This is a genomic window from Caballeronia eucalypticola (assembly GCF_047608185.1).
Classification (GTDB): domain Bacteria; phylum Pseudomonadota; class Gammaproteobacteria; order Burkholderiales; family Burkholderiaceae; genus Caballeronia.
Genome location: NZ_JBLKRU010000002.1, coordinates 100,414 through 127,409 on the forward strand (window position 1 = coordinate 100,414; position 26,996 = coordinate 127,409).

The window sequence follows — 26,996 nt, forward strand, 5'->3', positions numbered from 1 at the left end:
TCTCTCGGTGCCCATTCGGCCTGGCGGCGACTTGCTCTCATGCATCGTCCCAGAGACCCCCCGCGACGCTTTCTGCGCCGTGTGACCTTCAACGCTTTGGATAAATTCAAGACGCATGCCACATGTATTGATTGTCGATGACGATCCCAGTACCCGCGAGGCACTAGCCGCGATCATCGGCGAAGACGGACTGACAACAGCGACTGCGGGCGATTTGCGCGAAGCGCGGATTCAGCTTGTGCGCCAGACGCCGGACGTCGTATTCACTGACCTCAAGTTGCCCGATGGTTCGGGGGTCGACCTGTTCGAGGATCTCGATCCCCGATCCGGCGTGGAAATCATCGTCATCACCGGCCACGCGACGGTCGAGTCGGCCGTCAGCGCGCTCAAGATGGGCGCGACGGATTACCTCGTCAAGCCAATCAACATGCAGCGCGTCAAGGCGATCCTGAGCCGCCTGCCGCGTCCTGGCGATCTCAAGGCTGAGATTGGTACCTTGCGTGGCGAACTGCGCCGCATGGGCCGCTTTGGCCTGATGCTGGGCAATTCCCCCGCGATGCAAACTGTCTACGATCAGGTCGGCCGCGTGGCGCCTACGGCGGCGTCGGTATTGCTGATCGGTGAATCGGGTACGGGCAAGGAAGTCGCCGCGCAGACGCTTCACGAGTTGAGCCTGCGCCGCAAACATTCGTTTATTGCCGTGAACTGCGGGGCGATCTCGCCGAACCTGATCGAATCCGAAATGTTCGGACATGAACGTGGATCATTTACCGGGGCGGATCGTCAGCACAAGGGTTACTTCGAACGCGCGAACGGCGGCACGCTGTTCCTCGATGAAATCACCGAGATGCCGATCGAATTGCAGGTGAAACTCCTGCGCGTGCTCGAGACCGGCATGTTCATGCGGGTCGGCACAACGAAAGAACTCGAAACCGACGTGCGCCTGATTGCGGCGACCAATCGTGATCCGGAGCAGGCCGTGCTCGAAGGCAAGTTGCGGCTTGACCTGTATCACCGGCTCAACGTGTTCCCGATCAACCTGCCGCCCTTGCGCGACCGTGGCACGGACGTGGAGCTGCTCGGTCAGGCGTTCCTCGACGAACTCAATTTGCGCTACAACACGAAGAAGACGTTTCCGGCTGCCGTGCGCGACATGCTGGCGTCGTATCCGTGGCCGGGTAATGTGCGGGAGTTGAAAAACTACGTGCAGCGCGCGTACATCATGTCGGGCGCCGAGTCGGATAGCACGGCGACCGTGCCGCTGCAGATATCGCTGGCGAAGCCATCGGCGGGAACGGCTGTCACGATTCCATTCGGCACCTCGCTGGCCGAAGCGGACCGCCAGTTGATCCTCGCCACGCTCGAGCAATGCGGTGGGGTGAAGACGCGCGCAGCGGAGATTCTTGGCATCAGCCTGAAGACGCTTTACAACCGGCTGGTTGAATATGGCGATGACGCCGCGAGCAAAGCGGCGATCAGCGAAGCCAGCGAAGTAGGGGATGCCGACGCCGGCCGTCGCTAGGTTTTAGCGGTATTGCCGACGTAACTGCTCTTAGTGGCGACGTTACGCGCGCTGACCGAGTCAAACGCCCGTCTCATTGGGGCATCGAAAGATGTCCGCTTTGGACGGGCGATTTTCGTTGGAGCGCGCGAACTCAGCGCCGATAATGTCAGAAGGCCCGTAGGTTGGATGTGAAGGCGGTAAGCCCGGGGCATGGCCCTTGCTGCGACTGAATGGCTTGGCTCGTGGGCAGTTTGTTTCTTCGCCTGCGTTCAAGTTCGAGAGTCCTTGGCCGGATCGGCCGCTGCGCGCCATCCGAACGAGTGTCATCATGAAAAGATCCAGGGAGCCCGCCATGACCGATCTCGCCTCGCTTCAACGCCAATCCCGAAACCTGTTGCACGTGTGGCAAGTGTTGCGCGTTTCACGAACGCCGGGGTTGATGCCGGCGGATTCGATGCCGATTCAAGCTCAGACTCCGCAGCCGCCTGACCCGCCTTTTAATCCCGACACACCGAAGCCGCCGTCGCCGCAAGAACCCCCGGATACGATTCCCGATCCGACGCGCGAGCCGCCGTCCCCGCCGAGTCAACCAATCGGCGATCCGCCTCCGGGACCGAACGAGACGCCGCATGTCTCGGGCACGCTGCATTGAGCGCGCTGGTTTAGCTGGTTCACCAGGACAAGAGCGGGCTTTGAAGATATTTCATCGTCGCTGTAGGCATTACAACGCATTAGGCAAAAATGACCGGATTTGGCGCGTAACGTCTGGTCGTTCTTGCTGGATTTAGTTGGTAATCCGCCGCCGAACACTTCGCCGACGGCCTTCTTTCTGGAGGCACCCATGAGGCATCCCGCACTCCGCCGCTCAGCACGCCATTCATCGAAGCGTGAAGGGCGGCCTGATCCAGCCAAATTGATTCCACCCGAGGCCGCTGCCGTTCCCGCCGATCCGGCGAGTCCAGAAGCTGTGCAGTCTTCGCATGATCCTGCCTCGCAGAACCGTCCGGCGCCGGACGCTCCGCCGGACGGCGACCATAACCAGGGTGGAATTCGTAAAGAAGGGCTCGATTACCAGCGGGATCTCGGGTCGGAACAAGACGCCTGAATCTGGGCCGTGAGCGGCAGAAAAGCGGCCGAAAACCAGGCAGCAAGCCGTCGCATTGTGTTGCGCGCCAGCATGAAAATTTTCTGCACAGTGCATGCTGGCCGCGCGTTTTCGTTCGTCTGTCACATTTATACACAATTTTTATTTTCCAAATTGTAAAAAAGGCACGTGTCTTGCATTGCTATTCCGATCAATTCGAACGAGCAACGACAACTGATGAGGTGAAGCAGTAATGAGCAGATTGATCGTGGTATCGAATCGTGTCGCGCCGATCCAGGAAGGCAAACCCGCTGCGGGCGGTTTGGCCATCGGCGTTTTGGACGCGCTGAAGGAGACAGGCGGTGTGTGGTTTGGCTGGAGCGGAGAGATTGTGGGTGAGGCATCGGCGCCGGTCATCGAGAAGCGTGGCAACGTGACGTACGCAACCGTTGGGCTGACTCGCCGCGATTACGACCAGTACTATCGCGGCTTTTCCAACGCGACGCTGTGGCCGACATTTCACTACCGCAACGACCTGTCGCGATTTGACCGTGAGGAATATGCCGGTTACGCGCGGGTGAACGAGGCAATGGCTAAACAACTCAAGCCGCTGCTCGAACCCGACGACATCATCTGGGTGCATGACTATCACTTGCTGCCGTTCGCCCAGGAATGCCGGGCGGCGGGTATCAAGAATCCCATCGGGTTCTTCCTGCATATCCCGTTTCCCGTGCCCGAGATTTTGCGGACGGTGCCGCCGCACGAAGAGCTGATCAAGGCGATGTGCGCTTATGACATCGTCGGTTTCCAGACGGAGTCGGACAAGCAGTCGTTTGTCGATTACATCGAGCGTGGAAACCTGGGTCATCTCAGCGAAGACGGGATGCTGCAAGCGCACGGACGCATGCTGAAGGTCGGGGCTTATCCGATCGGCATTTATCCGGACGCCATTGCCAAGGTTGCCGAGCAATTTTCGAATCGAAAGCCGGTGAAAAGCCTGCGCGACAGCCTGCGCGGGCGCAAGCTGATCATGAGCGTTGACCGGCTCGATTATTCGAAAGGGCTTGCCGAACGCTTCCAGGCATTCGAACGTTTGTTGTTGCACGCGCCGGGATGGCATGGGCGGGTATCGATGGTGCAGATTGCCCCGCCAACGCGGTCGGACGTGCAGACATATCAGCGCATCCGCCAGAATCTCGAAGGCGAAGCGGGGCGCATCAACGGCCGTTTTGCGCAGCTCGACTGGACGCCGATCCAGTATCTCAATCGCAAATACGATCGCAGTTTGTTGATGGCGTTGTTCCGTTTGTCGCAGGTTGGGTACGTCACGCCATTGCGCGACGGGATGAATCTGGTGGCGAAGGAGTATGTGGCGTCGCAAGATCCGGCCGATCCGGGCGCGCTCGTGCTGTCGCAATTTGCCGGCGCAGCGGATCAGATGCCGGGCGCCCTGGTCGTCAATCCGTTCGACCTGTCGCAGATGTCCGAAGCGTTGGAGCGGGCGTTGTCGATGCCCCTCGCTGAGCGGCAGGCGCGTCATGCGGACATGATGGCGCCGTTGCGCGAGAACAATCTATCGGTGTGGCGCGATTCGTTCCTGAGCGATCTGCGCAGCGTGGCAACGGCTGCATCGGTCACGAAGAAGGCAGTGCGGCAAGTGAGCGAAGCGAAACGTCCGGCGCGCGTGGCGACATCGAGCTAAGACCGGTCAAAACCTTCAGATGAATCCAGCCCCGCGCCGAGACATTGGCGCGGGGTTTTTTTCTTTATCGGGTCAATGCAAGCGGAACAGGATTTGCGTGTTAGCACTCACGATCATCAGGAGGTAATCATGAGTGGAAGCACATTGGACCCGGATGAAGAAGGTGGTGTAGAAGTTGGCAAGGGGCATGGGACCGGCGCATTGGGTCCAAGCGATTCTTCGGATAGCGGCTCGGACGTGCAGGGTGAGAAGCGTTATCCAGGCGATATCGAAGACGAACTGGACGCGCACGCCGTCGGTCAGTCCGCAGCCGAACTGAATAGCGACACGGACCGGTATGGAACGGGCGAGATGGCGTCCGCCGATGGCGACAACAATCTGCAGGCCGACTCGGACATCTTGCCGGACGGGGTGGAAGACGAGACAAGGGCGATAGACGACGAAACCGCCGACCCGGCGAGCGACGAAGAGCCCGGCGACGAGGAGCTGTAGCCGTAGTATGTCCAGGCGCTGCAAAACGGCGCGCCCGTCAGGGCGCGCCGTTTTGCATTCAACGAGAATAATAAGAAATGCTAAGCAAGCAGGCGTCTAATACAGCGCCAATGCGCTTACCACGGCCAAACCTCAAATCCGCGCTACCATCGCAAAAAGCAAAACTTGCGGGAGCGCCCAGCCTTGAACACAGCAGCAAAGGACCAAAGACTGAAGTCTTTCTGGTCATGGATCCAGGACCCCATCGTCCGATGGTCGCAGGACCATGGACTGATGTTTTCGGCTGCGATCGCGTTTTTTGCGGCGTTCTCGCTGGCGCCGACACTGGTCATCATCATCGCGGTGGCGAGCGTCTTCTTCGGCGCGGATGCGGTCCAGGGGCGCCTGTTCGGCGAAATCGCCGGGATAGTGGGTGCCGACGCCGCGCACGGTCTTGAAGCCATTGTCGCCAACGCCTGGCATGCGGACATTGCGACGCGCACGGCGATCTTGTCAGGGGTGGGGGTGCTGGTTGGCGCGTCAGCAACTTTTTCGTCGCTATACACTGCGCTCAACGTGATCTGGCCCGCGCCCGTTGCAGGCACTCGGGCCAGCATCATTGCCATTCTGCGGGTCCGCGCGATTTCCTTTGCGTTCGTCCTAGGCGCGGCCTTGCTGATCGTTGCGTTGCTCGTACTCGATGCCCTCGTGGTCCTGGTCGGTCAATGGGTCTTGGGCACGAGCGGGCCGTCCTTCCTGATCGCGGCGCTGACGCAGCGAGCCATTTCCTTGCTCATGATGGTGCTCGCGTTTGCGGTGTTGCTCAAATTCTTGCCGAGCGCACGCATGCAATGGCGCGATGCCGCACTCGGTGCATTGACCGCCGCGGTGTTGTTCGAAGCAGGAAAACGGCTCTTTGCGTTCTATCTGCAGCACGCAGGCACAGCGAATACGTTCGGTGCGGCCGGGTCGCTCGCGATCATCCTGATGTGGCTGTACTACTCGGCGGCGGTGTTCCTGCTGGGCGCGGAAGTATCGGCAATGGTCGCGCGCAGACGTACGCAACGAGCCTCTGGCTGGCGATAAAAAACGCCCCCTGGAATATATCCAGGGGGCATTCTTCCAGCTTGTTTTCAGCCCGCAAGCCGAGCCGTTTGCTTTAACCGCGACGCAGCTCCGCCGGCGGCACCTTCATCAGATGGCGATATTTCGCCACCGTCCGGCGCGCGACGATCACACCTTGATCCGCTAGCATCTTGGCGAGGCTTACATCGGACAGCGGTTCGCTGCTGCTTTCCTTCGCGATCATTTCCTTTAGCAAGGCGCGCACTGCAGCAGCCGAGCACGTACCGCCGCTTTCAGTGCTGAGTTCGCGCGGGAAGAAGTGCTTGAACTCGAAGATGCCTCGCGGCGTTGACATGTACTTGTTGCCCGTCGCACGGGAGATGGTGGACTCGTGGAGTTCGAGTTCATCGGCGACGTCACGCAGCACCAGCGGCTTCAAGGCGATTTCCCCATAGTCGAAGAACGCCTTCTGGTGCGAGACGATGCATTCCGCCACGCGCTGGATCGTCGTGAAGCGTTGCTGTGCGTTGCGGATCAGCCAGCGCGCTTCCTGTAGTTGCTGAGCGAGCGGCGAGCGGCTTGCACCCGCGGACTGCGCGAACAGCTCGGCGTACATGCGATGAATACGCGCGCGAGGCAGCACGGCAGGGTTGATTGTTACTACCCAATTCTTCTTGACCTGACGCACGATGACGTCGGGCACGACATAGTTATCTTCCGCCGCGCCATAGTTCGCGCCCGGCTTGGGATCGAGCTTGCGCACGAGTGCGCATGCAACGCGCAGTTCGTCGGCGTTGCAGCCAATCTTCTTCTGCAGCTCCGCTTGCTCACGGCGCGCCAGGCGCTCCAGGTGATGCGTGACGATTTCAAGTGCGACTGCACGTCCTGGTGTGTCCGCATCGAGCGCATCGAGTTGCAAGGACAAACATTCGGACAAGTTACGCGCGCCCACGCCCGGCTTGTCGAGCGACTGCACGAGCTTCAAGGCAATATTGAGTTCATCTTCAGACAATGCCGGCTCGATATCGACAAGCTCCGACAGTTCTTGCAGATCCTGACGCAGATACCCGTCATCATCGAGCGCTTCAATGATCAATTGCGCCACCGCCCGGTCGCGATCGTTGATCGGATAGAGCCGGAGCGTGTCGTGCAGCGTCTCATGCAACGAAGGTTCGATGCGAACCCAGTCGGCGGGATCGGAGCCTTCACCATCGCCATTATTGCGCGTCGATGTCCGGCCAAACGGATCGGACGAGTACTCGCTCATCGAGTCGTCGTGCGACTGCGAGTCGTTGCTGTCCGATGTGTCGGAGCTACTCTCGGCGTTCATCGGCGTATCGACGGGCGTGTTCTGATCAACGGGCGCGGGCGTGTCGGCCATCGAGTTGCCGTTGTCGGTGGACAGCGCGTTGTCTTCGGCCTGCGTCTCGTCGTACTCCAGGAAGGGGTTCGTATCCAGCGCGTTGCGCAACTCCTGCTGAAACTCAAGCGATGAAAGTTGCAGCAAACGAACCGATTGCTGAAGGCGCGGCGTGAGCGCAAGACTTTGCTTGGTGCGTAGTTCGAGAGACGGCGGCATTGCGTGTTGTTCCTTAACGTTAGGACTTTCGTGCGTCGTTACGAGCAACAGTCGTGCCATGCGCGCTGCAGGGCGCGTCAGCGCTAGATTTCAAACCGGTTTTCACATGCTGCCAGTGGCTCCAGCAGTTCGATCAGATGGCAAATACGCGCACTTTTTACACGCGCCCGGGCAAAAGCACTCCGGGTACGAAGGGGCGCTTAACGTCTCATGGCGCGGCTAAACATCGCATGGACAAAACCGTGGGTGGGCATTGCCGCGCGCGGTCTCAAGACCCTTTTCGAGGATACATTTTCCGACTGCAGGGACGGTCCGGCACGCTCCTTGCGTCTGACGTATTACTACTCGTGGCGTCTTGATGCCGCTGGGTATGAAAACGAGCGGGGCTTTGCAGCAAAAAAGCTGCGGCCGTACGAGGCGGCCTGGCTCAAATAAGACAGCGGTAACGCCGCAGTTTTTTAAATCAACTAGAAGGAGCGTAAAGATGAAATCGACCCAAATCCTGAAGGCAGCCGGAAGTATCGCGTGTGTCGTGTTTGCGCTTAACGTCAGTGCACAAGCGGCCACGACGGCAACAGGCGCCTCCACGTCGATTGGTACAAAGGTCGATGACTCGGCAATCACGACGAAGGTCAAGGCCGAACTGCTGGGCGCAACGAATGTGAAGTCCACGCATATCCACGTGAAGACGCGTGCTGGCGTGGTGTCGCTGACGGGTACGGTGCCGACGGCTGAAGACAAGAGCGGCGCGGAAGACGTGGTTTCGAAGGTGGATGGCGTAGCATCGGTGCGCAACCATCTGAAGATCGTAGAGTAAGCATGAGTTAGTTGGTCCAGAATGGGCAGCGTGCTCGCTGTCCATTTTGTTTTTATCTCGTCGGTCGCGGTGTGGTTGTTTGGGGTATTTAATAAGAAGTCCGAATATATGCAGGTTGGTTGTAGTCCATTTTGTAGCCATCACTCAATAAGGACCTGGTCTTCGCTCGATTGTTGAACCAGGTCCCCCGGAAAGGAGATTTTAATGAATCAAACGAAAAAGTTCGCGTTGCTCGGTGCGCTGTCTCTGGTGCTCTCAGGTCCGGTACTGGCTCAGTCGGCCGGAGGTTCATCGGGCGGCCCGACGGCTGGCGCAGGTGCGAGTGAAGTGGGCGGACATGCTGGTGCTACCGCCGGGCCCACGGAAGGCGGCATGGCCGCTTCCGGAAGCATGGGTATGAGCAAGGGCGCGCACGGTACGACCCTGCACAAGCAGAACAAGGCGGCGCATCTTCGAGGCGCGTCGGCGGCGGCGGCGGCATCGGCACTGGGCACTAACGATAAAGGCTCGCCGCAATAAGACTGCGATGCCGTTTTTATAAAACGTGACAGGAACCCGCCGGCTGCGGCAGCAGCCGGCGGGTTTTTTCTTGCGTTTGTTGCAGGTTGACTGAAGACAAAAGCGTAGGATGCCGAAGGGTTGTAAACGCGAGTAAAAAAAGCCGGCGCGCTTTTCAGCGCGCCGGCTTGACTTCATCATGCAACCAGTAATGACAGTAATTACGACTTGGCAGCAGCGTACTGGTCCCGCAGATCGCGAATACGATCGTGGTTTTCGATTACGCCCTGATACTGGCGCTCAACCACGGCGCGCACGTCCGCTGGCAGTTCCTTATCCAACGCATCGCGATAGTTCTTCTTCGCAACATCTTCGCCACGCTCGCATTCCTCGAGGATCGCGTGATCGCTGCGATGGGTCACGGCTGACTTGAGATCCACCCAGCCGCGATGCAACGCGCCACCGACGGTTCCGCCAGTTTCCGGTTTGCCGCCCAGTCGCTGGACCACATCCTGCAGCTCGTGAGCACCGCGTGCGCAGTCTTCGGCGCGGCCCGTGAACAGTTGCTTCAGGGTTGCATCCTTCGTGTCTTCGGCGGCCTTGCGGAAGCCCTTTTCGCCGTCCTTCGACGTTTCAACCAGATCGTTCAGTACCGATACGACGTTTGTGCTCATATGAACCTCCTGTGAGTAATCGAAGATGGCCTGCGGTCCTTTGATCCCCGGATCGCAGTCTAATGATGAGTTGCAATGGCCGTGCCCGATACTCTGAAATTCGATGCTGAGGAGCCGTTGTTTTGCGATTTAAGAAACCGCGGAATAGCACCGGGAAATAGCGCCAATGCGTGGCACGTGCATTGCTCTGAGAACCGCCAAAAGTGAATCTCGGAGAAGCAATGACTGTTAGTACCTGCGAATGTCTTGTGTTCGTTGCGATCGTCACATCCGCAATCGTATTGCAGGTGCGTCAACATAGTCTGGACGAGAGCCTCGCAGACACGCCTGCGCGATCGACGCATGAAGGCCTCTGCAATCCGGCGCTGTCAGCAATGAGAACCGCTCCTTTGCGCGCGAGTTGCGAACCGGCGAACGATGTGCAAGGCAAAAGCGTTCCGCCAAGAACGAGTGTTCAACTGTGGGCGTAATTCGTAGTTTTCCGAAACATACAAAGTACATAAGGCCGGTCGATGAGCGGCCTTATGTACTCCAACCTTATCTTAAGCACGCGGTTCCGCAAATTCACGAACTGGTTCCGGCGGCTTGACCGGATCGAAATCGGCCCAACGGCCATTGCGCCACTGACCCGTTGCGCGTTCGACTTCCTTTCCGCCCGCGTCACGAAGAATCGACGCTGCTTGCGCCTGCATTTCCGGGCCGACGTGAACCGCGACGACGACGCCGGAATGCCTCGCATCAAGGGCGTTGGACGAACCGTGATTCTCCGCCGTGGTCGCATCGGCGGCGGGGCGCTTGCCGGATTTCGCATGCCCCATTGCACCGGCCAGCGATCCGACGTAAGCACCTGCGCCGGCGGCTAGCACCGCAGCCAGCCAGGGTGTCTTGAACAACACAAAAATGCCTGCACCGACGATCGCGCCGATCACCGCGCCGATCGTGGCACCTTTGCCCGCTCCCTTGCCTGCGTCTTTCGCACCTGCGTCGGCGTAGTGATCGCCGCCCGTCTCAAGCCGTGCGTGCTGGCCGCTCGGGGCGACATAAAAGAGCGTGACATCTTCTTCGAGAAAGCCGGCCGCGAACAGACGTTGCGCTGCGGCTTCGGCATTCGGAAAGGTTTGAAACCGTCCTGCAATGATCAGAGACATGAGGACCTCCGGGAAGCGTTTGTTTCAATCAATCGCGTTAATAAAACCGATGACGGTCGAAGCGTGCGATCACTCCGGTTCCATGCCCGCCACGCGGAACAATCCGCTACGTAATACGACGCTCTCTCCACCATTGCTGTCAAGCGCTTCGGCGCACACCGAGCGGATTCTCGCGCGGCCCCGTTCGAATGCCTGAAGCAAGTCGTCTTCCCGTGCGGAAGCGGCGTCGAAATGATCCTCGAGCGCTTCAGCGGAGATGGAACATACGACCGGCTCTGCATCGATCAGCGCGGTGAAATGGAGCGCGTAGTCGTCACCGTCGTAGGTAGGCGCGGCATCGGAAAACTGGATATGCATGGTCGAGTCCTCATAGGCCGGCCGTGGTTGCGGAAAGGATGAAAGCGCGTGCGAAGCCGAGGTGGCCGTCATAACGTTACGCCCTTGAGCTTGGCGAGCTGCTGCGCCATTGCATAGTGATGCTTGATGATTGGCAGCGCTTTAGCGGCCACATTTTTCAGGCGCGCATCGCCGCCGGACTCGCCGGACTGACGCTCCGCGCCGGCGCTAGCGTTGCGCCGAAATGATCGCGATTCAAATCACTCACACCGTGGCGAGCATTCGTCAGCATCGATTTCGTCATTGGGTTCTCCGTTGCCAATCAGAAACAATCGGGACGCCCGTAGCGGCACTCAAGCCGCTTTCTTCCGCTCGCTGAGCGCTTCGATGATGACTTTGTTGAACGCCGGCAGATCGTCGGGCTTGCGGCTGGAGATGAGATTGCGATCGCGATGCACTTCTTCATCGACCCAGGTGCCGCCCGCGTTGCGGATATCGTCTTGCAGTGTCGGCCAGCTCGTCATCGTTCGGCCGGAAACGATGCCCGCAGAGATCGGCAACCAGCCGCCATGGCAGATCACGGCGATGGGTTTGCCGTCTTTATCGAACTGCTTCACGATGGCTTGCGCTTTTGCATCGACGCGGATTGCATCGCCGTTGACCACGCCGCCCGGCAATACGACCGCGTCGTAATCGGAGACACGCGTCTGGTCGAAGGTGGCGTCGACGTTGACCTTGTCGCCCTTGTCGACGTGCTTGAAACCCTGGATCTGTCCCGGCTTTTGCGAGATCACAAGAACTTGCGCGCCGGCGGCCTTCAGCGCCTTTTGCGGTTCGATTAATTCGGCTTGTTCGAAGCCATCGACCGCGAGGATGGCGACCTTGTAACCCGTGAGTGAATCAGCCATGGAATAAGCTCCTTAGTGCATTGAACGAACCGGCTCCAGACTACAGAGCCACGTTCGTTCATTTCAGCAAAGGGTGTGCCTACAAAGCTTTAATACAGGGCGATATGACGAGAAGAAAGGCGCGGAGATCACGCCGCCGCGGGCGTTTTGCTGCGCGAAATGCGCATCAGGCTGACCATGGAGGCCGTGGCTGCAAAGCCCGCCGCGACGATCAGCGTAATGATCGTGCCGTGCTGCGGCGCAATGCCAAAGATTAGCGCGACGAGTGCCGCGCCGAGCGTCTGTCCGGACAGCCGCGCGGTGCCGAGCATGCCGCTGGCGCCGCCGCTTCTATGACGAGGCGCCGATGACAACATCTGGCGATTATTAGGCGACTGGAATAAACCGAAGCCCAGGCCGCACACCGCCATGCGCCACGCGATATCGACCGGCGCGGGGTGTGCTCCGGTCGTTGCGAGCAACAGCAAGCCGGCCGTCATGATGGCCAGCCCGATGCCGCCGAGTATGCCCGCCGAATACCGGTCGGACAGCATGCCGGCGATTGGCGCGATGAATACGATCACCAGCGGCCATGGCGTCATCAGGAAACCCGTCAAGACCTGGCTCATGCCGAACGTGTTCTGCAGCAGGAACGGCAGCGAAACGAAGGTCAACATCTGCGCGGTGAATGAGCAGAAAGACGTGATGATCGACAGTGCGAACACAGGGATCCGGAGCAAATCGATAGGCAAGAGCGGCGCCGCTTGTGTCAGTTGCCGCCGCACGAAAAAGTATCCAACGATACCGGCCACAAGGAACTCGGCCAGCACATACGAACGATGTTCGCCGTGACCGAGCCCGTCGATCGCCGTGATCGCGAGCCCGAACACCGCTGCGTTCATCAGCGCGCTGAGATAGTCGTAGGGTTGGCGGTGCCCGGGCGTGCGCGGCAGCGCTTTCCTGCCGAGCGCGTACGCGGCGATGCCGATCGGCACGTTGATCGCGAAGAGCCACGGCCACGTGGCGATGGCCAGAACGCCGGAAGCAATCGTGGGCCCTATGACCGACGAGATCGCCACCACGGAGGCGTTGATGCTGACGCCGCGGCCCAGATGCTCACTGGGATAGATCATGCGCACGAGGGCCGTGTTGACGCTCATGATGCCCGCCGCGCCGAATCCTTGAATCACCCGGGCAATGGCAAGCGAGGTCAGCGATCCGGACAGCGCGCAGCCGAAGGACGCGATGGTGAACAGCGCGAGCCCGGACATATACACGCGCCGGTAACCAATCCTGTCGCCGAGCGAGGCGAGCGGCAGCAGGGAGACCGTAATGGCGAGCTGATACGCGTTGACCACCCAGATCGAGTCGGCGGGACTGGCGTTCAGGTTGCGGGCGATGGTAGGAAGGGCGACGTTGGCGATGGCGCCGTCGAGCACTGCGAGGGTAATACCGAGGGCCACGACCAGAATGGCCCAATAGCGCTGAGGAAGAGGAAGACCTTGGTCTGCGTCCATCGATAGGGAAGAAGGGAAGCGGGGAGGGGAGCGCCGAAGTGTAAGGCCGGCGCCTTTCAGACGGGTTACTTGAACACGGGTAAACATCGCTGGAAGCGGCGCGGCGCCTGGCAAGCCAGGGCGCGCCGCGCCTTGATCCGGCGCGATTTCATCTCGCTTATTTCAACTGGTACAAGCCGGTATAAGTCGCCGAATCGATTTCATTCAGATGAAGCATGAAACGCGCGACGGCATTGGTCGCGGAGACGTCGAGCGACAGATGATCCGCCTTCAGCGCATGGATCCGGAAAATATATCGATGCGGTTTGTCGCCGCGCGGCGGCGCGGTGCCGCCGAAGCCGACCGTGCCGTAGTCGTTGCGCATTTGCAGCGCGCCGGCGGGCAGCAGGCTGCCGTCGGCCTTGCCGGCGTTCTGCGGCAGCGAGCGGGTGTCCACCGGAATGTTCACCACGACCCAATGCCAGAAGCCGCTGCCGGTGGGCGCGTCGGGGTCGTAGACGGTCAGCGCGAGGCTCTTGGCGTCAGGCGGCACGCCGTCCCATTGCAGCGCGGGCGAGAGATTTTCGCCGTCTACGCCGAATGCTTGCTGATCGAACTCATGATTTTTAGAGAGATATCCGTTGGCCGCGAATTCATCGGACCAAATGCGAAAGTCAGCCATGGCAACGTGTCTCCTTTGAGGGTTTAACAGGTTTTAATATCCCGGCAACAACTGACACTAGCCGGCGTTCAGCCATTTGTGCGGGCGGGTGATGGCCGCAACGCATGCGGCCGTTCATCGCCTTGGTGCAGCAACCATGCCTGAAGTCCTTCATTGTTGCTCAACGCCGCAGCGTTTTGCAGCCCATGGTTTTTTCCTTTCAGCTTTTTTCCGCCACGACTGCGCATAAAATGGCGGGACCGGATCATATCAAGCTCGATTAGCGGAAAAGGATGGACATGCCGAATAACCAGGGGCGCGTTGTTTTGCAGAGCGTGGCGACGACGGAAGCGACGACCGAAGCGACGACGGCACCCGCTGCGCTGGCGGACGATGCCGATATGTTCGACCTCGCGCCCGTCTCGCTATGGCTCGAGGATTTCAGCGCCGTGCGTGAGGTGTTTGAAAGCTGGCGCGCGCAGGGCGTTGTCGACCTGCGCGCTTTTCTGCTTGAAGACCTGGCGCGGATTGCCGAATGCTCGTCGCGCATCCGGGTGATCAAGGTCAACCGGCGCACGCTCACGCTGTTTGGCGCGAAGGATATTGACCATCTGGTCCTTAATCTGAGCGCTGTTTTCCGCGACGACATGTTGCTCACCCACGCCGACGAACTCGAACAACTGTGGTCCGGCAAGTCGATGTTCGTCAGCAAGACGGTGAACTACACGCTCGACGGCAAGCGGCTCGATGTCTTGCTGAAAGCGGTGATCCTGCCCGGCCACGAAGCGACCTGGGACCGCGTGCTGGTGACCGTGGAAGACATTACGGAACTGGAGAATGTGCGCCGCAAAGCCGCGCTGAGCGAGCTTTATGCGCGCGGCCTGTTCGAGCATTCGCCTGTTTCGCTGTGGGTCGAGGACTTCAGCAGCGTGAAGGCGCTGCTGGACGATATACGTGAACGCGGCATTGTCGACTTCCGGACATTTACGAATGTTCATCCGGAATTCATCGAGCGCTGCATGCAGGAAATTCATGTGCTCGATGTGAATCAGCACACGCTGACCATGTTCGGCGCAACCGATAAAGCGGAGTTGCTCGGGCGTCTGGGCGATGTTTTCCGCGACGAGATGGTGAGCCATTTCCAGGAGCAGCTCATCGATCTATGGGAAAACCGCCTGTTCCATCAGCGCGAGGTGGTCAACTATTCGCTGGAAGGGCAGCAGTTGCATGTGCATCTGCAGTTCTCGGTATTCCCTGGGCATGAAGTCAATTGGGACCTCGTCCTCGTCGCGCTCACCGACATCACCGCGCGCAAGAAAGCGGAAGCGTACCTGGAGTTCCTCGGCAAGCACGACGCGCTGACGAAGCTGAAGAACCGCTCGTTTTACATCGATGAAATGAACCGCCTGGAGCGCAAGGGCCCGTTCCCGGTGACCGCTGTGGCCGTCGACGTGAACGGTCTTAAAGCGGTCAACGATCAACTCGGTCACGCGGCCGGCGACGCGCTACTCCGGCGCGCGGGCGAAGTGCTCGGCAAGGCGGTGGAGAAGCCGAGCCACGCCGCGCGCATTGGCGGCGACGAGTTCGTGCTGCTCCTGCCGGGCATGGACGAGCGCGGTGGCGCTGCAGTGATCGACAGCATCCGGCAACTGCTCGAGGTCAACAACCAGTTTTACTCAGGCATGCCCTTGAGTTTCGCGATGGGCGCAGCCACCGCGCAGGACGGTGAGCGGCTTGAAGTCATGCTGCAACGTGCCGATGCCGCCATGTACGCCGAAAAGCGCGCCCACTACGGCGAGCCCGGTTAAGGGCATTTCAAACGGCTCTTCACTTCGTCACTTCATCTATACCTTGGGTTAGCGCCGGGCAAGCCTCGCCGGTCTCCTTCGCGTACTCGGTTGGGTTGTTCGTTTTCATCGCCGCGAAGCGATCGACGGTCGCTTGCGCTTCCTTGTAGCCGAGATTCCACTCGCCGTCGAAATCGGGCGCGGCGGGAAAACTCTTGCGCGTCATGACCTTGAACTTGTCGATTCTCACGCGATCGATGTGGCATATATCCGCGGCGCCGCGCGCAATGTTGGCGCTTGTGCGCACGCCTTCGGCCGCGAGACTTTGCGGTGAGGGTGCTTGCACCGCGGGATGGCCTGGCGGCAATGTTTGAGCGGGAAACGGCTGCGGGTCCGGCGCATTTTGTGCGTTGGCATTCAACGGCAGGACACATGCTCCGCCTGCAATAGCGCCCGCGATCAGGGTCGGCTTGAGCATTGAATTGAAGGCCGACGCAACGCGGGCCAGGGCTTGCTTGTGAGTCATTCGGTTCCTTGTGGGGGCGCGCAGCCGGGGTCTGCAAAATCTTGCGGAAGTATAGCGAAACCCGGACGAAACCCCTTGAAACAAGGGTTTTCGTGAGGAAGCTTCTTGCGATGAACGCCTGCTAAACTATTTGCTCACCTAAGGCGCGCTGCACGATAAACGATGAAAACGGCAAGCAAAGTCGGGGCGCCAGTTCGGTCGGTGAAGACAGCCAATATCAAGCGAAAATACGACCCGGAACAAACCCGACGCAATATTATCGACATCGCCACCGAGGAATTCGCGGCGATGGGTTTAAGCGGCGCACGGGTCGACGCCATCGCGGAGCGCACCAATACAACGAAGCGCATGTTGTATTACTACTTCGGCAGCAAGGAAGGTTTGTACGAGGCGGTTATCGAGGAGGCGTACGGCAAGATCCGAGCGCTTGAACAGTCGCTCCATCTCGATACCATGGACCCGCGTGAAGGCTTGCGCGAACTCGTTGAATTCACGTTCGACTTCCACGATAAACATCGTGATTTCGTGCGCCTTGTGACCATCGAAAATATTCATGGCGCGAAGCACGTCAGCCAGCTGAAAAACTTCCGGGCGCGTAATGCGAGTGCGGTGAAAACCATTGCGGACCTGATCACGCGCGGCGTGAAAGCGCGGCAGTTTCGCGACGATGTAGACCCCGTGGATCTGCATCTGTTTATCAGTTCATTGTGTTTTCATCGCATCGCGAACCGGCATACGTTCGCCGTTGCTTTCGGTCGCGATCCATCCGGCGCGAGATCGCGGGTTCGGCATCGCCAGATGATTGTCGACGCTGTCATGCGGTTCATGCAGCGGTAGTGCATCGCTTGAGTCGAGTACGGGAAACAAGCGGATTAAATCCACTGCGCATGCCCAATTCCGGGCGTTTGAACTATGCTTGAATCATGGCAGTCGACCGGAATGGAGGGCGCCATGGAGGGTTTAGCGAATATCCTCGTTGGGCTCGCAGCGCTTGCGGCGCTCGCGATAGCGGTGCTTGCGCACGACTGGCGTGACGAATTCCGCGGTCGCATGCTGCATCGCCGAAGTCCCGCCGGTTATGGCAGCTTGCGCGAATGGTGGCTTCGACATCGCCACTGAGCAACCGCGCGCCCGCTTTGACGTGCTTTGACGTGCTTTGACGTGTTTACGAGCGGTCTTTTCGGAACGGATTCGTCGGGGTCAGGTGCGGGACCATGCGGGGCATTGGATGTATCGACGACGTTCGGTCGGGCGTGAGTTCGGGCGCTGTGTCGAGCGTCCGGTTGCCGGCCTCGTAGGCGTCGATCTGCGCATACAGCCGATGAACCGTCTGAAGCTGCGTGTGCGAAAGATGCGAGCTTCGCGCGACGACCGCGAGCCGTTCGCGCCAGTAGGTGGGCGGCATGATGGGGCACAACGCGTCGTCGATCAGTGAACGCCGTAGCACCAGTTCGAGGTGCGTCAGTTCCTGGTCTGCCAACAGCGCGGAGGGCGCGCCCTGCTGTTTCACGTCAATGATTGAGTCCATCAATGCGTAACGGCATTAGCGAAACAATCTTTAGCGTATTTAGATCAGGATAAACCCTTATCTGTTTAATTAGCCCTTCAAGCAGTCCATTCGGTTTATTCGGCTCACTGAACCGGTCTCATCACTGCACGGTCCAGATCCGCGCGCGCCCGGTTCACCTTGCGTTCCCAAGCCGCTATATTCAATTGATCCGTGCCCTTTTTCCTGGCGCGGGCCAATTCCGCTTCCCAATCACGCAATCGATTTTTGGCCTCGGCGACAGCATTCTCGTGTCTTTTCAACGCATCCGCGCGTTTTTGCGCGATTGCGTCGGGCGTGCATTCGGCATTTGTCTTGTCGAGTTCCGCTTGCAGCGTGTCGAGTTGCGCCGCGTTGTCCTGGTTCAGCGCGGTAGCCATTTGCCTTTCGAGAGCCTGGCGATGGGCATCGCAAGCATCGGTTTCCTGCGAGGCGTGAGCAGTCGACAAACACAGGCTTAAGGTGAAAGCGGCGAGCAATTTCATAGCGGAATCCGTGACTGACGAGATTGGGCAGGGCAAACGGTATTAACTTGTACGAGATGCGCTCTCGTTTGGGCGGGACGGGGCGGAGTATTAAAGCGGTTGGCCTTCGCTTGCCTATTCGTTTGTCCGTTCGTCCGTCCAGGGTCGGCGTATTTTAACGAGTTTGTAGGGACCGATGGGGCCAATGCGACGGCCATTAATGCCTCGTTACGCGCTTATGCGGAACGCGTCTTGCGCGATCCTGCTTGAACCAGCCAACCGTTCAACTATTTGCGAGGAATAAGCCGATGCGTTTCGATTACAAGGGTTTTCACATCGACTGCCGCTCACGACACGATCAAGATGGCTTGTACTACGCGCAGGCTCGCATGATCCGCGTGCCGACAGCGGGCGATGCGCATTCGGAAAAGCACGAGTCAGGCGACATCGACGCGTTCGATAACGACGGCGATGCCATCGCATGCGCGCGAGCATGGGCGCTCGACTGGTGCGACGAGCACGAAGCCGCGGGGCGAGCCTGACGGCAAGCTTGGCAGCGAACCTCGGTGCGCCATCATGCTAGGATCGCGTCCTGCCAACGGGAGAAGCCATGCGTTATATGCACAATGAACATGTCATCGATGTGTTCGTCGAACAACGCGGCACCCGCTGGGACTGGTCCGTGCAGGCGGGCAGTTTGCCCCTGAAGACGAATGCGGGCGAGATGGCGCCGACCAGCAATGTCGCCGAAAACGAAGCGCTGCACTGGGCGAAACGTGAATTGAACCGACGCTTTCCGGTTGAGCCGGAGTGACAGTTGTGGGCTTGGGCTTGTTCACGCGCGTTGCCTGATATTGCCGTTCAACGCACGGATGATGCGGGCATAAAGTTCCTTGCATCGGCGCCGTTAGTGTTGGCATGGATACCAAAGAACCCACCCCCGAAGCCGCCCGCGACCTCATCCGTGCTGCGGGCGAAACGCTTGAACTTATCTGCCGCCTGCGCGGGGTCGATATAGAAGATCTCTCCGATGAAGAGCTCGGCGAGTATTTCTCCAATGCCCTCGGCGATAAGATCATCGGCCCTTGGTGATTGATTGTGCGGGCTGTGTTGTGGATTTTCCTCGGCGTTTTCTGATCCGGCTTGATCCGGTTTGATCCAGCGTGAGGCGGCTGGTCGAAAAAAATCGTGCAATCGGGCCTAAAGTTTCGTCAATAGAGGCCGCTAGGCGATACATGGACACGACCAACCCCACCGCCACCGCGTTTAGAAATCTCGTCATTGCTGCCGATGAGACGCTCCACGTGCTTTGCCGCCTGCGCGGTATTACGATCGACGATTTGTCCGAGGAAGCACTGGAAGCGTTTTTCTTCCAGGCACTCGATGACGAATTCTGGGTCGGCACGCGGTAAATCGCGGAGCATTGCCGTTTATCGCGGTAAGTAGCAGAGCGCATTGAAATCCGCCGGCATCGTACGGCGGCTTTTCCGTTTCCTTTCTCTGCCTTTTCCTTTTCTACGCCAGCAAGTCCGGCCGTCGTGTGAAACGCGGATCGGCTAGCCACGCCACGAAGTCGTCATGCCACTGCTCGAACGCGTTCTCGTCCAGGTCGAATACTTCATCGACACGGCCGGCGTCGCGCAAGTACGCGCCCACCACTTGACGCCCGTCCCAGTAAGCCACTGCAAAATCGGTCAAGTCCGCGGTCACGCCGCGCGGCTGATCGGTGAGCAGCATCTTGAGTTGTGCCCTGAAAACGGTGTAGGTCGTAGCCATGGTCGGATCCCGGAAAAAAATCGACACCCTGCGAGGCAAAACAGGGCTCGCTAAGAGTAGCGCTTTCCAGGGTGTTCGTGCACGGGGAAGAGTGGTGCAGGCCGCTTATGGGCGCGGGTTAGGGACGGCGGCGGCAGAGAAAAGCCCCGCAGCGCAAAGCTTACGGGGCTCGGAAATTCGGTAAGACGATGTGAGATAAACCGATGGTCCCCCCGGCAGGAATCGAACCTGCATCTAGCGCTTAGGAGGCACTTGTTCTATCCATTGAACTACGGGGAGATGGATATTTCAGCGGGCGCCAAGCCTCGTGGATACCGGCTGTGAACTTGCCCAAAGTACGTTTTCGGCTGGTTTGCTTCTTCCTAAACGAAGCGCCGTGACGCACTGCAAACCTAGGTATTTCTCGATCTTGCGGCTGCACTTTTGCAATGAGCCGCATATTTTTGGCAACTTACATCAATGCGTAGCAGCGCCAGATCTCGCTGCACAACGGTTTCCGATTCTAAGGCTTCGATTTTATCCGACGCCAAACGACGGCGAGATGGATCCGGTGCAGCGGGCAGAGTATATCAAAGACGTTTAAGGCAGACGGCGCGGCCTGGCGCCATGTGCGCGTGAAAAAAAGCGCTTTCGACGAGCGCCGGAATGTCGTCGACGTGGAAATAGTCGCCATTGGTCCGCTGGCAGAAATGCTGAGAAGTGTACGAAGAGCGAGGCAGCCGGTCCAGAAGACATGTAACGAGGCCTGCGTTCTGGGGCGGCTGCACACGCTTCCATCGCGTTCATTCAACATTGGTGATGTCGCCGATTCGCCCGGTCAATTCCGGAGTGGCAACAGTTCGTTGAGCATTCCATCATGTAAGGACAATTCCGAAGGGGAGAGGCCGGGAAAGTCTAGCGGCGCCGAAAATGACCAAACTGATCTGAAAGACCACAACCTTTCTTTGATTCGACACCATGCCGAAGAAGCCGCCCGTCGCTATAAATCCTTAATAAAAAACAGCCACATTGTGCAGACCGCAAAGGAGGACCCACAAATGAAGCGCACATGGACGATTATCGGAGTAGGCGATGTAGCAGCCAGCTTCAATTGGTACCAATCGCTCTTCGGCCAGCCTGCATCATCTCCCGCGCACAATTACTTCGGGCAAATCCTCGACTCGGACGGCACGGTCTTGCTTTGCCTTCATGAGTGGGGCGCCAACGAGCATCCTTCCTTGGCTGGTCCTGATCACGCGACGCCGGGCAACGGGCTCCTCTTGTTTTCCGTGTGGACGATCTCGCCATGGCTTTGACAAAGGCACGTGCGCTCGTCACTGGGCTCGAAGAGGAACCTCACCTCACCTCACCTCACCTCACCTCAATCCAAGCACTGGAATTATGGAGTTCTCGCTCCGAGACCTGGACGGTTACTACTTGACGATCAGCGCGCTTTAGCGGGCGAATGCATCGCTACGGACTACGGAGAAATCCACGCGGACGCTTGCGCAATAGATCGAACCGGCTTTACCTCACAATTGCCACAGAACGATGGTGTGCGTAGCTTTCCCCAACCGCAGCACGCCATCCCATCCCTGAACCAATCGACCGATTCAAGTCGATTGACGCTTTCAATTTCATCTGACGAGTCGAAATCACCAAAACCCCATCAAAACAACGCGAGTATTAATCTCTACAAGCCACATACGAGCGCTATAACTCAATAGATGTTCGACAAAAACCCGACGCGGCACGCAAGGTGCGTCGTTGTCTCTATCCCGGAGACCTTATGCCATCAAATGTGATCAAAGCAGCAGCTCATCCATGGATCAGGCGCAGTTTCAACCTCGACGGAATGCCGTTACGCCTCTTAGTGGTCGATGACAACCAGAATGCAGCCGCAGCAATGGCGAGCTACCTGTCGTTCGAGAGCATGGACTGTCGGGTCGCATTCGGCGGACTGGACGCCATCGAGATCGGCACAAATTGGGCACCCCACGTCATCCTCATGGACATCTCCATGCCCGAGTGCAACGGCTACGAGGCTACCTTTGCCTTGCGGCAGGATCGACGTACGAGTGGAACGGTCATCGTGGCTTTCACAGCGTTAAACGATGACGGTGACGTGCGCAAACATCTCGTTGATCACTCGTTTGACGGCTATAGCCAGAAAGGACAGCCGCCAAGCAAGTTGGTCGCTCTGGTCATGAGTTTCCTTCATTGACCGAGCCCAGGAGCGTCATGCTTGCGCCGCGGCAGACGCACAGTAAACACGGTTTCCGTCTCATCGGAACTCGCTGCAATCTCACCGCCGTGAGCCTTGGCAATCTCACGCGCAATGTACAAACCCAGCCCGAGGTTACCGTCGGTGTCGTACGTTTTTATTTGATTCAATCCACGGTGGAGAGGGTCAAAGATCCGGTCCAGACTCGATTCTTCAATAGCCGGCCCTCGGTTCCTGACTTCGAAACTAACATCCGTCTCTCCGCACGTCATCACCACTCGCACCGGTGCGTCCGGTGCTCCGTACTTGATCGCATTGGTCACCAGATTGCCGAGTAGCTGTTGCAATCGCCGGCCGTCCCAAACACCTCGGGCGTCGCCCACCACCTCCAGTTCTACCCGGCGTTCCGGATGGGCTGCTCGCAACTGGTCGAGTTCATCGGCTAATAGATTTGCAAGGTCTACATCGGTTGCAACGATATTGATGCCCAAACCCAAATTCGTCCGATTGAAATCCAGCATATCGCCCAGAAGCGCCTGCATGCGAGCGCCGCTTCTGATCAAACGCGAAGCAGCTCCCGATACCTTGTCCCCGGCATTCAAGTTCGCCAGATACATGGCTGTCATTTGAATGGTCTGAAGCGGACTGCGCAGGTCATGCCCAAGCATTCCAAGCAAAAGATTGCGAGCCTGGTCCACCTGGACACTGAAAAAGCTGATCGATTCCGCGAGCGCCTGATCAATGGCCTCGTTAAACCGGATGATGTCATCGGCATGAGGAGACTCAGGCTGACATGCATGTATCTACAGGCGAAGAACACTGGCACGAAGCGCACGATACTCGGCGGCGAGCTGGTTGATATCGAAGCCGCCTCGCGCTCGCAAAACGGCGCGCGTTTGCGCGGCTGTTTCCGGAACGCCAATCAGTCGAGGGGCTCGCCCCATCGATTTTTCGAGTTGGGCTTCCTTGGTCTGGGAAGTCGACAAATCCTTCGCGACAGCCTCCAGAATCTGCTGCGCGTGATCTCGCAACGCCAACGATTTCATGTCGGTTGCAAAGGGCAACAGGGTAATGGCGAACGCTTCCCACTGCCCGAGAATTGTTTCCATGTCACGCAAGATGAAGTCGGCCAATCGCATGTTGCCCCCGAGTATCGGAAAAAATCTTATAAGGTATTTTGTTGAGTCCGATGCCGCGCCTGGATCGTTGCGTATTCTACTGGCACCTTAAATGGCTACGCATTAAGGCAAGCGGCAGGCAATCGAACTATCTTCGCGAAACCGGAGTGCCAGTTCATCGAAAGAAGGGCGCTTGTGTGATTCCTCGAATGCCTTCTGCTGCGAAATGGCTATAGCGTGTGGCCAACCGGGTCGCATGAAGTCAACCTGCTTAGTTCGCAGCCCTGAGCGCCTTGGCTAGTTCAGCCAAGGAGTACGGCTTGACGACGAAGGCGAAATCATCAATGCGCCCGTACTGCTCGCGTAAAGCGGGAAGCGGAAACCCCGACGCCAGTATTACCTTGAGATCGGGACGAACGTCGCGTGCCTGGCGCGCCAATTGGATACCGGTCATGCCCTTTGGCATGACTACATCAGTGAACAGAATATCGATATCGAAACGGCGCTCAAGGATCGTCATTGCCTCAACGCCGTTAGTCGCTGTGACAACCTCGTAGCCTATGCTGCGGAAAAGCTGCGCCGCCGCGTCCAGCACATCGGGCTCATCTTCCACGATAAGAACCGTATCCACACGTTCGTCGGCCGTAGCACTCCGTTCATCCGGTTCGCCTTCAACCACGGGCAAGTACATGCTGATGGTCGTACCCGCGCCTTCTTCGCTATCTATCACGACGTCGCCGCCAGACTGCGCGATGAATCCATAGACCTGACTCAGCCCCAGCCCCGTGCCCTTGCCAATTTCCTTGGTCGTAAAGAACGGCTCGAACGCGCGGGCCACGACCGCCGGCGGCATACCGGCGCCCGTATCCGCGACTGAAACGCGGACGTAAGACCCGGCGCTCAGATTTCCGACTTGCCCTGCACCCAGATGAACGTTCTCGACCGCGACCTCCAGCTTTCCGCCCTCGGGCATTGCATCGCGAGCGTTGACAACCAGGTTCAGCAGCGCAGCTTCGAAGCGAGCGGCATCCAGCAAAACGGTTGCGGAGTCCGGTGCTGAGCGTATCTCCATCTCGATACTGGAATGTGCCGCGCGGCGCAGCACAGGTTCGAAACCGCTGATCACCGCATTCAGGTCGTAATTTTCCACCATGAGCGGTTGCTGACGGGCGAACGAAAGTAGTTGCTGAGTCATGAGCGCACCGCGCTCGACGGCGCGCCGCACGGCGTCGAGCACCTTCTTGTCGGCGTAATTCTGTATTCGCGTGGCCAGCACATCCACGCTGCTTGAGATGACCGACAGCAGGTTATTGAAGTCGTGGGCAACGCCTCCCGTGAGCTGGCCGATCGCTTCCATCTTCTGCGATTGGAACAGCGCCGCATTCGCACGTTCAAGGGCTTCCGCTGCCTGCTTACGCTCCGTTATATCCCGCGTGACCTTGGCGAACCCCAGCAGTGTGCCCGTCTCGTCGCGGATCGCATCGACCACGACATGCGCCCAAAAGCGCTTTCCGCCGCGGCGCACGCGCCAGCTCTCCTGTTCAAAACGGCCTTCGGCGGCGGCCGTCGCCAGCGTCTTGGCGGGCAGGCCTTTCGCCTGGTCTTCCTCGGTGTAAAAGACGGCGAAATTCGAACCGACAATTTCGTCTCGCTTGTAGCCCTTGATGCGTTCGGCGCCGGCGTTCCAGTTTGTAATCACGCCCGTCGGGGAGATCATGTAGATCGCGTAATCGGTCACGCTCTGAACGAGCAGGCGAAACCTGTCCTCGCTGTCACGCAACGCGTCCTCGGCCGCTTTGCGCTCGGTAATATCGCGCGTGATCTTGGCGAAGCCGATCAGTTCGCCCGAAGGGCCCCAGATCGGATCGACCACGACGCTCGCCCAGAACCGGGTGCCATCCCTTCGCACTCGCCAGCCTTCGTCTTCGAATTTTCCCTGTTCGCGGGCGGTTTGTAATGCCCTTGCAGGCTTGCCTGAGCGCCGGTCTTCTTCGCTGTAGAACATGGAAAAATGCTGGCCGATGATTTCATGCGCGGCATACCCCTTGAACCGTTCCGCGCCGGCGTTCCAGCTGCTGACATACCCGTCGGGGTCCAGCATGTAGATGGCGTAATCGGTGATACCCGAAACAAGCAATTGGAAGCGCTGTTCCTCGCTCAGATCCCGGATGTTTCTGCACTCTTCAGATTTCATTTTTTTAGATCCACGTGTGTTAGTGGAACTGTAATCAAAGGGTGCTGCGTCGCAAAAACGGCGCACGCTATCAGCCTTGAAGTCGGGGCAAGGCGACCGAATGCTTGATAGTAACCTTAAAGGCCCCGGTAGCTGCGCTGCTGCGAAACGTCTTGCTTCGTGAGCGTCCGATTTGCAACAATCTGCATGGCCGTCAAGTCGGTTCCGGTGCGTCCTTCGTGGCCCCGGCTGTTTCGTCACCGAAAGAGACCGCGGAGACGACGCGATTTCGTCCCATGGCCTTGGCTGAGTAGAGCGCTGCGTCGGCTCGTGCCATCAGGTTTGCGAGCATTTCATCCGCTTGATATTCATCCACACCGGCACTGAAGGTGCAGCTCAGTTCTCCCTGAGGCACGGGTACCGTGGACGCGGCCAGATGCAGACGCAAACTGTTCACCAGCGTCAGGGTGTCCGCCTTGGGCGTTTCAGGGAACAGGATGGCGAACTCTTCGCCGCCAAGCCGCCCAAAAATGTCTCCGCGCCGGATTCCCTGCGACACAATCGATGAAAAATGAGCAAGCGCGCGATCTCCGGCTGCGTGGCCGTGAGCCTCGTTGACTGCCTTGAAGTTATCGATGTCGAGGATCGCAACCGTGAGCCGGATTTTCGTGCGGTTGGCACGCTCCAACTGCGACTCAGCCTGGGCCATGAACTCGCGCCGCACGAGCGCACCGGTCAATTCATCGATAGCCGCCAGGCGTTCCATGCGCTCCGCCATGCGGTCATAGGCGAGCATGAGCGCGCCGATCGACAGACAGGGCAGGGTGACAATGCCGAGCGCGAGAAACGCAATGGTCATGGGCGTCGGCTCGAGAAACCGCGTGTGATGTTCCCAGCCGAGGCCGGCGGCAAGCCCGCGAGCAATATGGACGAAGCCGCCGAGCGCGGCGATTATCGCGACGAACTGGTAGCTGTATCCCGGTCGATGCGGCGGCCTCTTGGTATAGGTGATCCAGGCCACCATCAGGCGCACATAGGCGAGAAAGCCGGACATCACGACAATCCGGGCACCCGCATTCGGCGAAAAATAGGTCCAATGGACAATGCCGACCGCGAGCAGCACGAATGCCACAACCTCATAATGCCGCGAAGGTTGAAGGCCGAAGAACAATCGGCAACCTTGCAGCACAAGGAATGCGGAACCGGCGAACAGGGAACTTGCGGCTACGACTACGAGCGGTGGCGGTGAACTGTCGCTGAAAGCCAGTGCAACGAGCGCGGCCACGATCAGGAGGTTTGCACCTATCCAGCGAAACAATCCGGGTATCCGGGAGCGCAGGAGCGAGCCGAATACGACCGCGCTGATCACGCCGGACATGATTCCGACAACGTAAAGAGCGACAGGACTGAACATAGGTTTTCAGTGAGAAATGTGACTGAAAAGATTCGCGCGAGTCGAACAACTCGAATAGGCCGAATAG

At 58.7% G+C, this 26,996-nt stretch carries 31 protein-coding genes, 1 tRNA gene and 1 pseudogene; 17 read left to right on the forward strand and 16 right to left on the reverse strand.

Features of this window, described 5'->3' with window-relative positions; genetic code table 11:
- Positions 1-115: 115 nt before the first annotated feature.
- The 6 genes from ACMX25_RS02705 to ACMX25_RS02730 all read left to right on the forward strand — a co-directional run bounded on the left by ACMX25_RS02705 (position 116) and on the right by ACMX25_RS02730 (position 5,847).
- Entirely contained in the window at positions 116-1,522 is a 1,407-nt protein-coding gene (locus tag ACMX25_RS02705) for a sigma-54-dependent transcriptional regulator (RefSeq protein ID WP_414948020.1), read from the forward strand.
- 310 nt (positions 1,523-1,832) lie between these two features.
- Positions 1,833-2,156 carry a hypothetical protein gene (locus ACMX25_RS02710; RefSeq protein ID WP_414948021.1) on the forward strand — a complete coding sequence of 108 codons (324 nt, stop codon included), beginning with the start codon at positions 1,833-1,835 and terminating at the stop codon, positions 2,154-2,156.
- A 189-nt stretch (positions 2,157-2,345) separates the two neighbouring features.
- Complete coding sequence (locus ACMX25_RS02715) at positions 2,346-2,609, forward strand: hypothetical protein (RefSeq protein ID WP_414948022.1); 264 nt, start codon at positions 2,346-2,348, stop codon at positions 2,607-2,609.
- A 232-nt stretch (positions 2,610-2,841) separates the two neighbouring features.
- Entirely contained in the window at positions 2,842-4,290 is a 1,449-nt protein-coding gene (gene otsA, locus ACMX25_RS02720) for an alpha,alpha-trehalose-phosphate synthase (UDP-forming) (RefSeq protein WP_414948023.1), read from the forward strand.
- A 126-nt stretch (positions 4,291-4,416) separates the two neighbouring features.
- Positions 4,417-4,782, forward strand: a complete 366-nt coding sequence (locus ACMX25_RS02725) for a chemotaxis protein (RefSeq protein ID WP_414948298.1) — start codon at positions 4,417-4,419, stop codon at positions 4,780-4,782.
- A gap of 183 nt (positions 4,783-4,965) precedes the next feature.
- Positions 4,966-5,847: a YihY/virulence factor BrkB family protein gene (locus tag ACMX25_RS02730; protein ID WP_414948024.1), complete on the forward strand. Its 882-nt coding sequence runs from the start codon at positions 4,966-4,968 to the stop codon at positions 5,845-5,847.
- 73 nt (positions 5,848-5,920) lie between these two features.
- Here the strand turns inward: ACMX25_RS02730 and ACMX25_RS02735 are convergent, their stop codons facing one another.
- Entirely contained in the window at positions 5,921-7,405 is a 1,485-nt protein-coding gene (locus ACMX25_RS02735) for an RNA polymerase factor sigma-54 (RefSeq protein WP_414948025.1), read from the reverse strand.
- 484 nt (positions 7,406-7,889) lie between these two features.
- Between ACMX25_RS02735 and ACMX25_RS02740 the strand changes: the two genes are divergently transcribed.
- Together ACMX25_RS02740 and ACMX25_RS02745 are read left to right on the forward strand one after the other, a co-directional pair.
- A complete protein-coding gene (locus ACMX25_RS02740) occupies positions 7,890-8,222 on the forward strand; it encodes a BON domain-containing protein (RefSeq protein ID WP_414948026.1) in 333 nt (110 codons plus the stop codon).
- 204 nt (positions 8,223-8,426) lie between these two features.
- Positions 8,427-8,741 carry a hypothetical protein gene (locus tag ACMX25_RS02745; protein WP_414948027.1) on the forward strand — a complete coding sequence of 105 codons (315 nt, stop codon included), beginning with the start codon at positions 8,427-8,429 and terminating at the stop codon, positions 8,739-8,741.
- Between the two features lie 200 nt (positions 8,742-8,941).
- Here the strand turns inward: ACMX25_RS02745 and ACMX25_RS02750 are convergent, their stop codons facing one another.
- The 7 genes from ACMX25_RS02750 to ACMX25_RS02780 form a co-directional block, all read right to left on the reverse strand.
- Entirely contained in the window at positions 8,942-9,394 is a 453-nt protein-coding gene (locus ACMX25_RS02750; RefSeq protein WP_414948028.1) for a PA2169 family four-helix-bundle protein, read from the reverse strand.
- A 542-nt stretch (positions 9,395-9,936) separates the two neighbouring features.
- Positions 9,937-10,542, reverse strand: coding sequence for a hypothetical protein (locus ACMX25_RS02755; RefSeq protein WP_414948029.1), 606 nt, complete (start codon positions 10,540-10,542; stop codon positions 9,937-9,939).
- 69 nt (positions 10,543-10,611) lie between these two features.
- Positions 10,612-10,899 carry a DUF1488 family protein gene (locus ACMX25_RS02760; RefSeq protein ID WP_414948030.1) on the reverse strand — a complete coding sequence of 96 codons (288 nt, stop codon included), beginning with the start codon at positions 10,897-10,899 and terminating at the stop codon, positions 10,612-10,614.
- Positions 10,900-11,056: 157 nt separating this feature from the next.
- Entirely contained in the window at positions 11,057-11,182 is a 126-nt protein-coding gene (locus ACMX25_RS02765; protein WP_414948031.1) for a hypothetical protein, read from the reverse strand.
- Positions 11,183-11,231: 49 nt separating this feature from the next.
- Positions 11,232-11,786 carry a type 1 glutamine amidotransferase domain-containing protein gene (locus ACMX25_RS02770; protein WP_414948032.1) on the reverse strand — a complete coding sequence of 185 codons (555 nt, stop codon included), beginning with the start codon at positions 11,784-11,786 and terminating at the stop codon, positions 11,232-11,234.
- A gap of 128 nt (positions 11,787-11,914) precedes the next feature.
- Positions 11,915-13,282, reverse strand: a complete 1,368-nt coding sequence (locus ACMX25_RS02775) for an MFS transporter (protein ID WP_414948033.1) — start codon at positions 13,280-13,282, stop codon at positions 11,915-11,917.
- Positions 13,283-13,439: 157 nt separating this feature from the next.
- The gene (locus ACMX25_RS02780) at positions 13,440-13,943 is read right to left on the reverse strand and encodes a YbhB/YbcL family Raf kinase inhibitor-like protein (RefSeq protein WP_414948034.1); all 504 of its coding nucleotides are present in this window, start codon (positions 13,941-13,943) and stop codon (positions 13,440-13,442) included.
- 380 nt (positions 13,944-14,323) lie between these two features.
- Here ACMX25_RS02780 and ACMX25_RS02785 point away from each other — a divergent pair, with 380 nt between their 5' ends.
- The gene (locus tag ACMX25_RS02785) at positions 14,324-15,730 is read left to right on the forward strand and encodes a sensor domain-containing diguanylate cyclase (RefSeq protein WP_414948299.1); all 1,407 of its coding nucleotides are present in this window, start codon (positions 14,324-14,326) and stop codon (positions 15,728-15,730) included.
- A 19-nt stretch (positions 15,731-15,749) separates the two neighbouring features.
- On the opposite strand, the gene ACMX25_RS02790 is transcribed toward ACMX25_RS02785, so the two are convergent.
- On the reverse strand, positions 15,750-16,235 hold the full coding sequence (locus ACMX25_RS02790) for a hypothetical protein (RefSeq protein ID WP_414948035.1): 486 nt from the start codon (positions 16,233-16,235) through the stop codon (positions 15,750-15,752).
- Positions 16,236-16,397: 162 nt separating this feature from the next.
- Between ACMX25_RS02790 and ACMX25_RS02795 the strand changes: the two genes are divergently transcribed.
- Positions 16,398-17,072, forward strand: a complete 675-nt coding sequence (locus ACMX25_RS02795) for a TetR/AcrR family transcriptional regulator (protein WP_414948036.1) — start codon at positions 16,398-16,400, stop codon at positions 17,070-17,072.
- Between the two features lie 114 nt (positions 17,073-17,186).
- The gene (locus ACMX25_RS02800) at positions 17,187-17,354 is read left to right on the forward strand and encodes a hypothetical protein (protein ID WP_414948037.1); all 168 of its coding nucleotides are present in this window, start codon (positions 17,187-17,189) and stop codon (positions 17,352-17,354) included.
- A gap of 46 nt (positions 17,355-17,400) precedes the next feature.
- Here the strand turns inward: ACMX25_RS02800 and ACMX25_RS02805 are convergent, their stop codons facing one another.
- Together ACMX25_RS02805 and ACMX25_RS02810 are read right to left on the reverse strand one after the other, a co-directional pair.
- Entirely contained in the window at positions 17,401-17,763 is a 363-nt protein-coding gene (locus tag ACMX25_RS02805) for a hypothetical protein (protein ID WP_414948038.1), read from the reverse strand.
- 104 nt (positions 17,764-17,867) lie between these two features.
- Positions 17,868-18,266 (reverse strand): DUF1090 family protein, encoded by a 399-nt coding sequence (locus ACMX25_RS02810; RefSeq protein ID WP_414948039.1) that lies wholly within the window; start codon positions 18,264-18,266, stop codon positions 17,868-17,870.
- 287 nt (positions 18,267-18,553) lie between these two features.
- Here ACMX25_RS02810 and ACMX25_RS02815 point away from each other — a divergent pair, with 287 nt between their 5' ends.
- The 4 genes from ACMX25_RS02815 to ACMX25_RS02830 all read left to right on the forward strand — a co-directional run bounded on the left by ACMX25_RS02815 (position 18,554) and on the right by ACMX25_RS02830 (position 19,657).
- On the forward strand, positions 18,554-18,787 hold the full coding sequence (locus ACMX25_RS02815; RefSeq protein ID WP_414948040.1) for a hypothetical protein: 234 nt from the start codon (positions 18,554-18,556) through the stop codon (positions 18,785-18,787).
- A 68-nt stretch (positions 18,788-18,855) separates the two neighbouring features.
- Positions 18,856-19,059, forward strand: a complete 204-nt coding sequence (locus ACMX25_RS02820; protein WP_031361269.1) for a hypothetical protein — start codon at positions 18,856-18,858, stop codon at positions 19,057-19,059.
- A gap of 104 nt (positions 19,060-19,163) precedes the next feature.
- Positions 19,164-19,337 carry a hypothetical protein gene (locus tag ACMX25_RS02825; protein ID WP_414948041.1) on the forward strand — a complete coding sequence of 58 codons (174 nt, stop codon included), beginning with the start codon at positions 19,164-19,166 and terminating at the stop codon, positions 19,335-19,337.
- Between the two features lie 143 nt (positions 19,338-19,480).
- Positions 19,481-19,657 carry a hypothetical protein gene (locus tag ACMX25_RS02830; protein WP_299708681.1) on the forward strand — a complete coding sequence of 59 codons (177 nt, stop codon included), beginning with the start codon at positions 19,481-19,483 and terminating at the stop codon, positions 19,655-19,657.
- 103 nt (positions 19,658-19,760) lie between these two features.
- On the opposite strand, the gene ACMX25_RS02835 is transcribed toward ACMX25_RS02830, so the two are convergent.
- Together ACMX25_RS02835 and ACMX25_RS02840 are read right to left on the reverse strand one after the other, a co-directional pair.
- On the reverse strand, positions 19,761-20,021 hold the full coding sequence (locus ACMX25_RS02835) for a hypothetical protein (RefSeq protein WP_414948042.1): 261 nt from the start codon (positions 20,019-20,021) through the stop codon (positions 19,761-19,763).
- 204 nt (positions 20,022-20,225) lie between these two features.
- Positions 20,226-20,300, reverse strand: a tRNA-Arg gene (locus tag ACMX25_RS02840).
- Between the two features lie 335 nt (positions 20,301-20,635).
- Between ACMX25_RS02840 and ACMX25_RS02845 the strand changes: the two genes are divergently transcribed.
- Positions 20,636-21,316 (forward strand): VOC family protein, encoded by a 681-nt coding sequence (locus tag ACMX25_RS02845; RefSeq protein WP_414948043.1) that lies wholly within the window; start codon positions 20,636-20,638, stop codon positions 21,314-21,316.
- A gap of 473 nt (positions 21,317-21,789) precedes the next feature.
- Entirely contained in the window at positions 21,790-22,224 is a 435-nt protein-coding gene (locus ACMX25_RS02850) for a response regulator (RefSeq protein ID WP_414948044.1), read from the forward strand.
- On the opposite strand, the pseudogene ACMX25_RS02855 reads toward ACMX25_RS02850, so the two are convergent.
- The 3 genes and pseudogenes from ACMX25_RS02855 to ACMX25_RS02865 all read right to left on the reverse strand — a co-directional run bounded on the left by ACMX25_RS02855 (position 22,218) and on the right by ACMX25_RS02865 (position 26,929).
- Positions 22,218-23,363 (reverse strand): annotated as a pseudogene (locus ACMX25_RS02855) (ATP-binding protein). The gene ACMX25_RS02850 and the pseudogene ACMX25_RS02855 overlap by 7 nt on opposite strands.
- A 250-nt stretch (positions 23,364-23,613) precedes the next feature.
- Positions 23,614-25,536: a hybrid sensor histidine kinase/response regulator gene (locus tag ACMX25_RS02860; protein ID WP_414948045.1), complete on the reverse strand. Its 1,923-nt coding sequence runs from the start codon at positions 25,534-25,536 to the stop codon at positions 23,614-23,616.
- Between the two features lie 193 nt (positions 25,537-25,729).
- Complete coding sequence (locus ACMX25_RS02865) at positions 25,730-26,929, reverse strand: GGDEF domain-containing protein (RefSeq protein ID WP_414948046.1); 1,200 nt, start codon at positions 26,927-26,929, stop codon at positions 25,730-25,732.
- Positions 26,930-26,996: the final 67 nt, after the last annotated feature.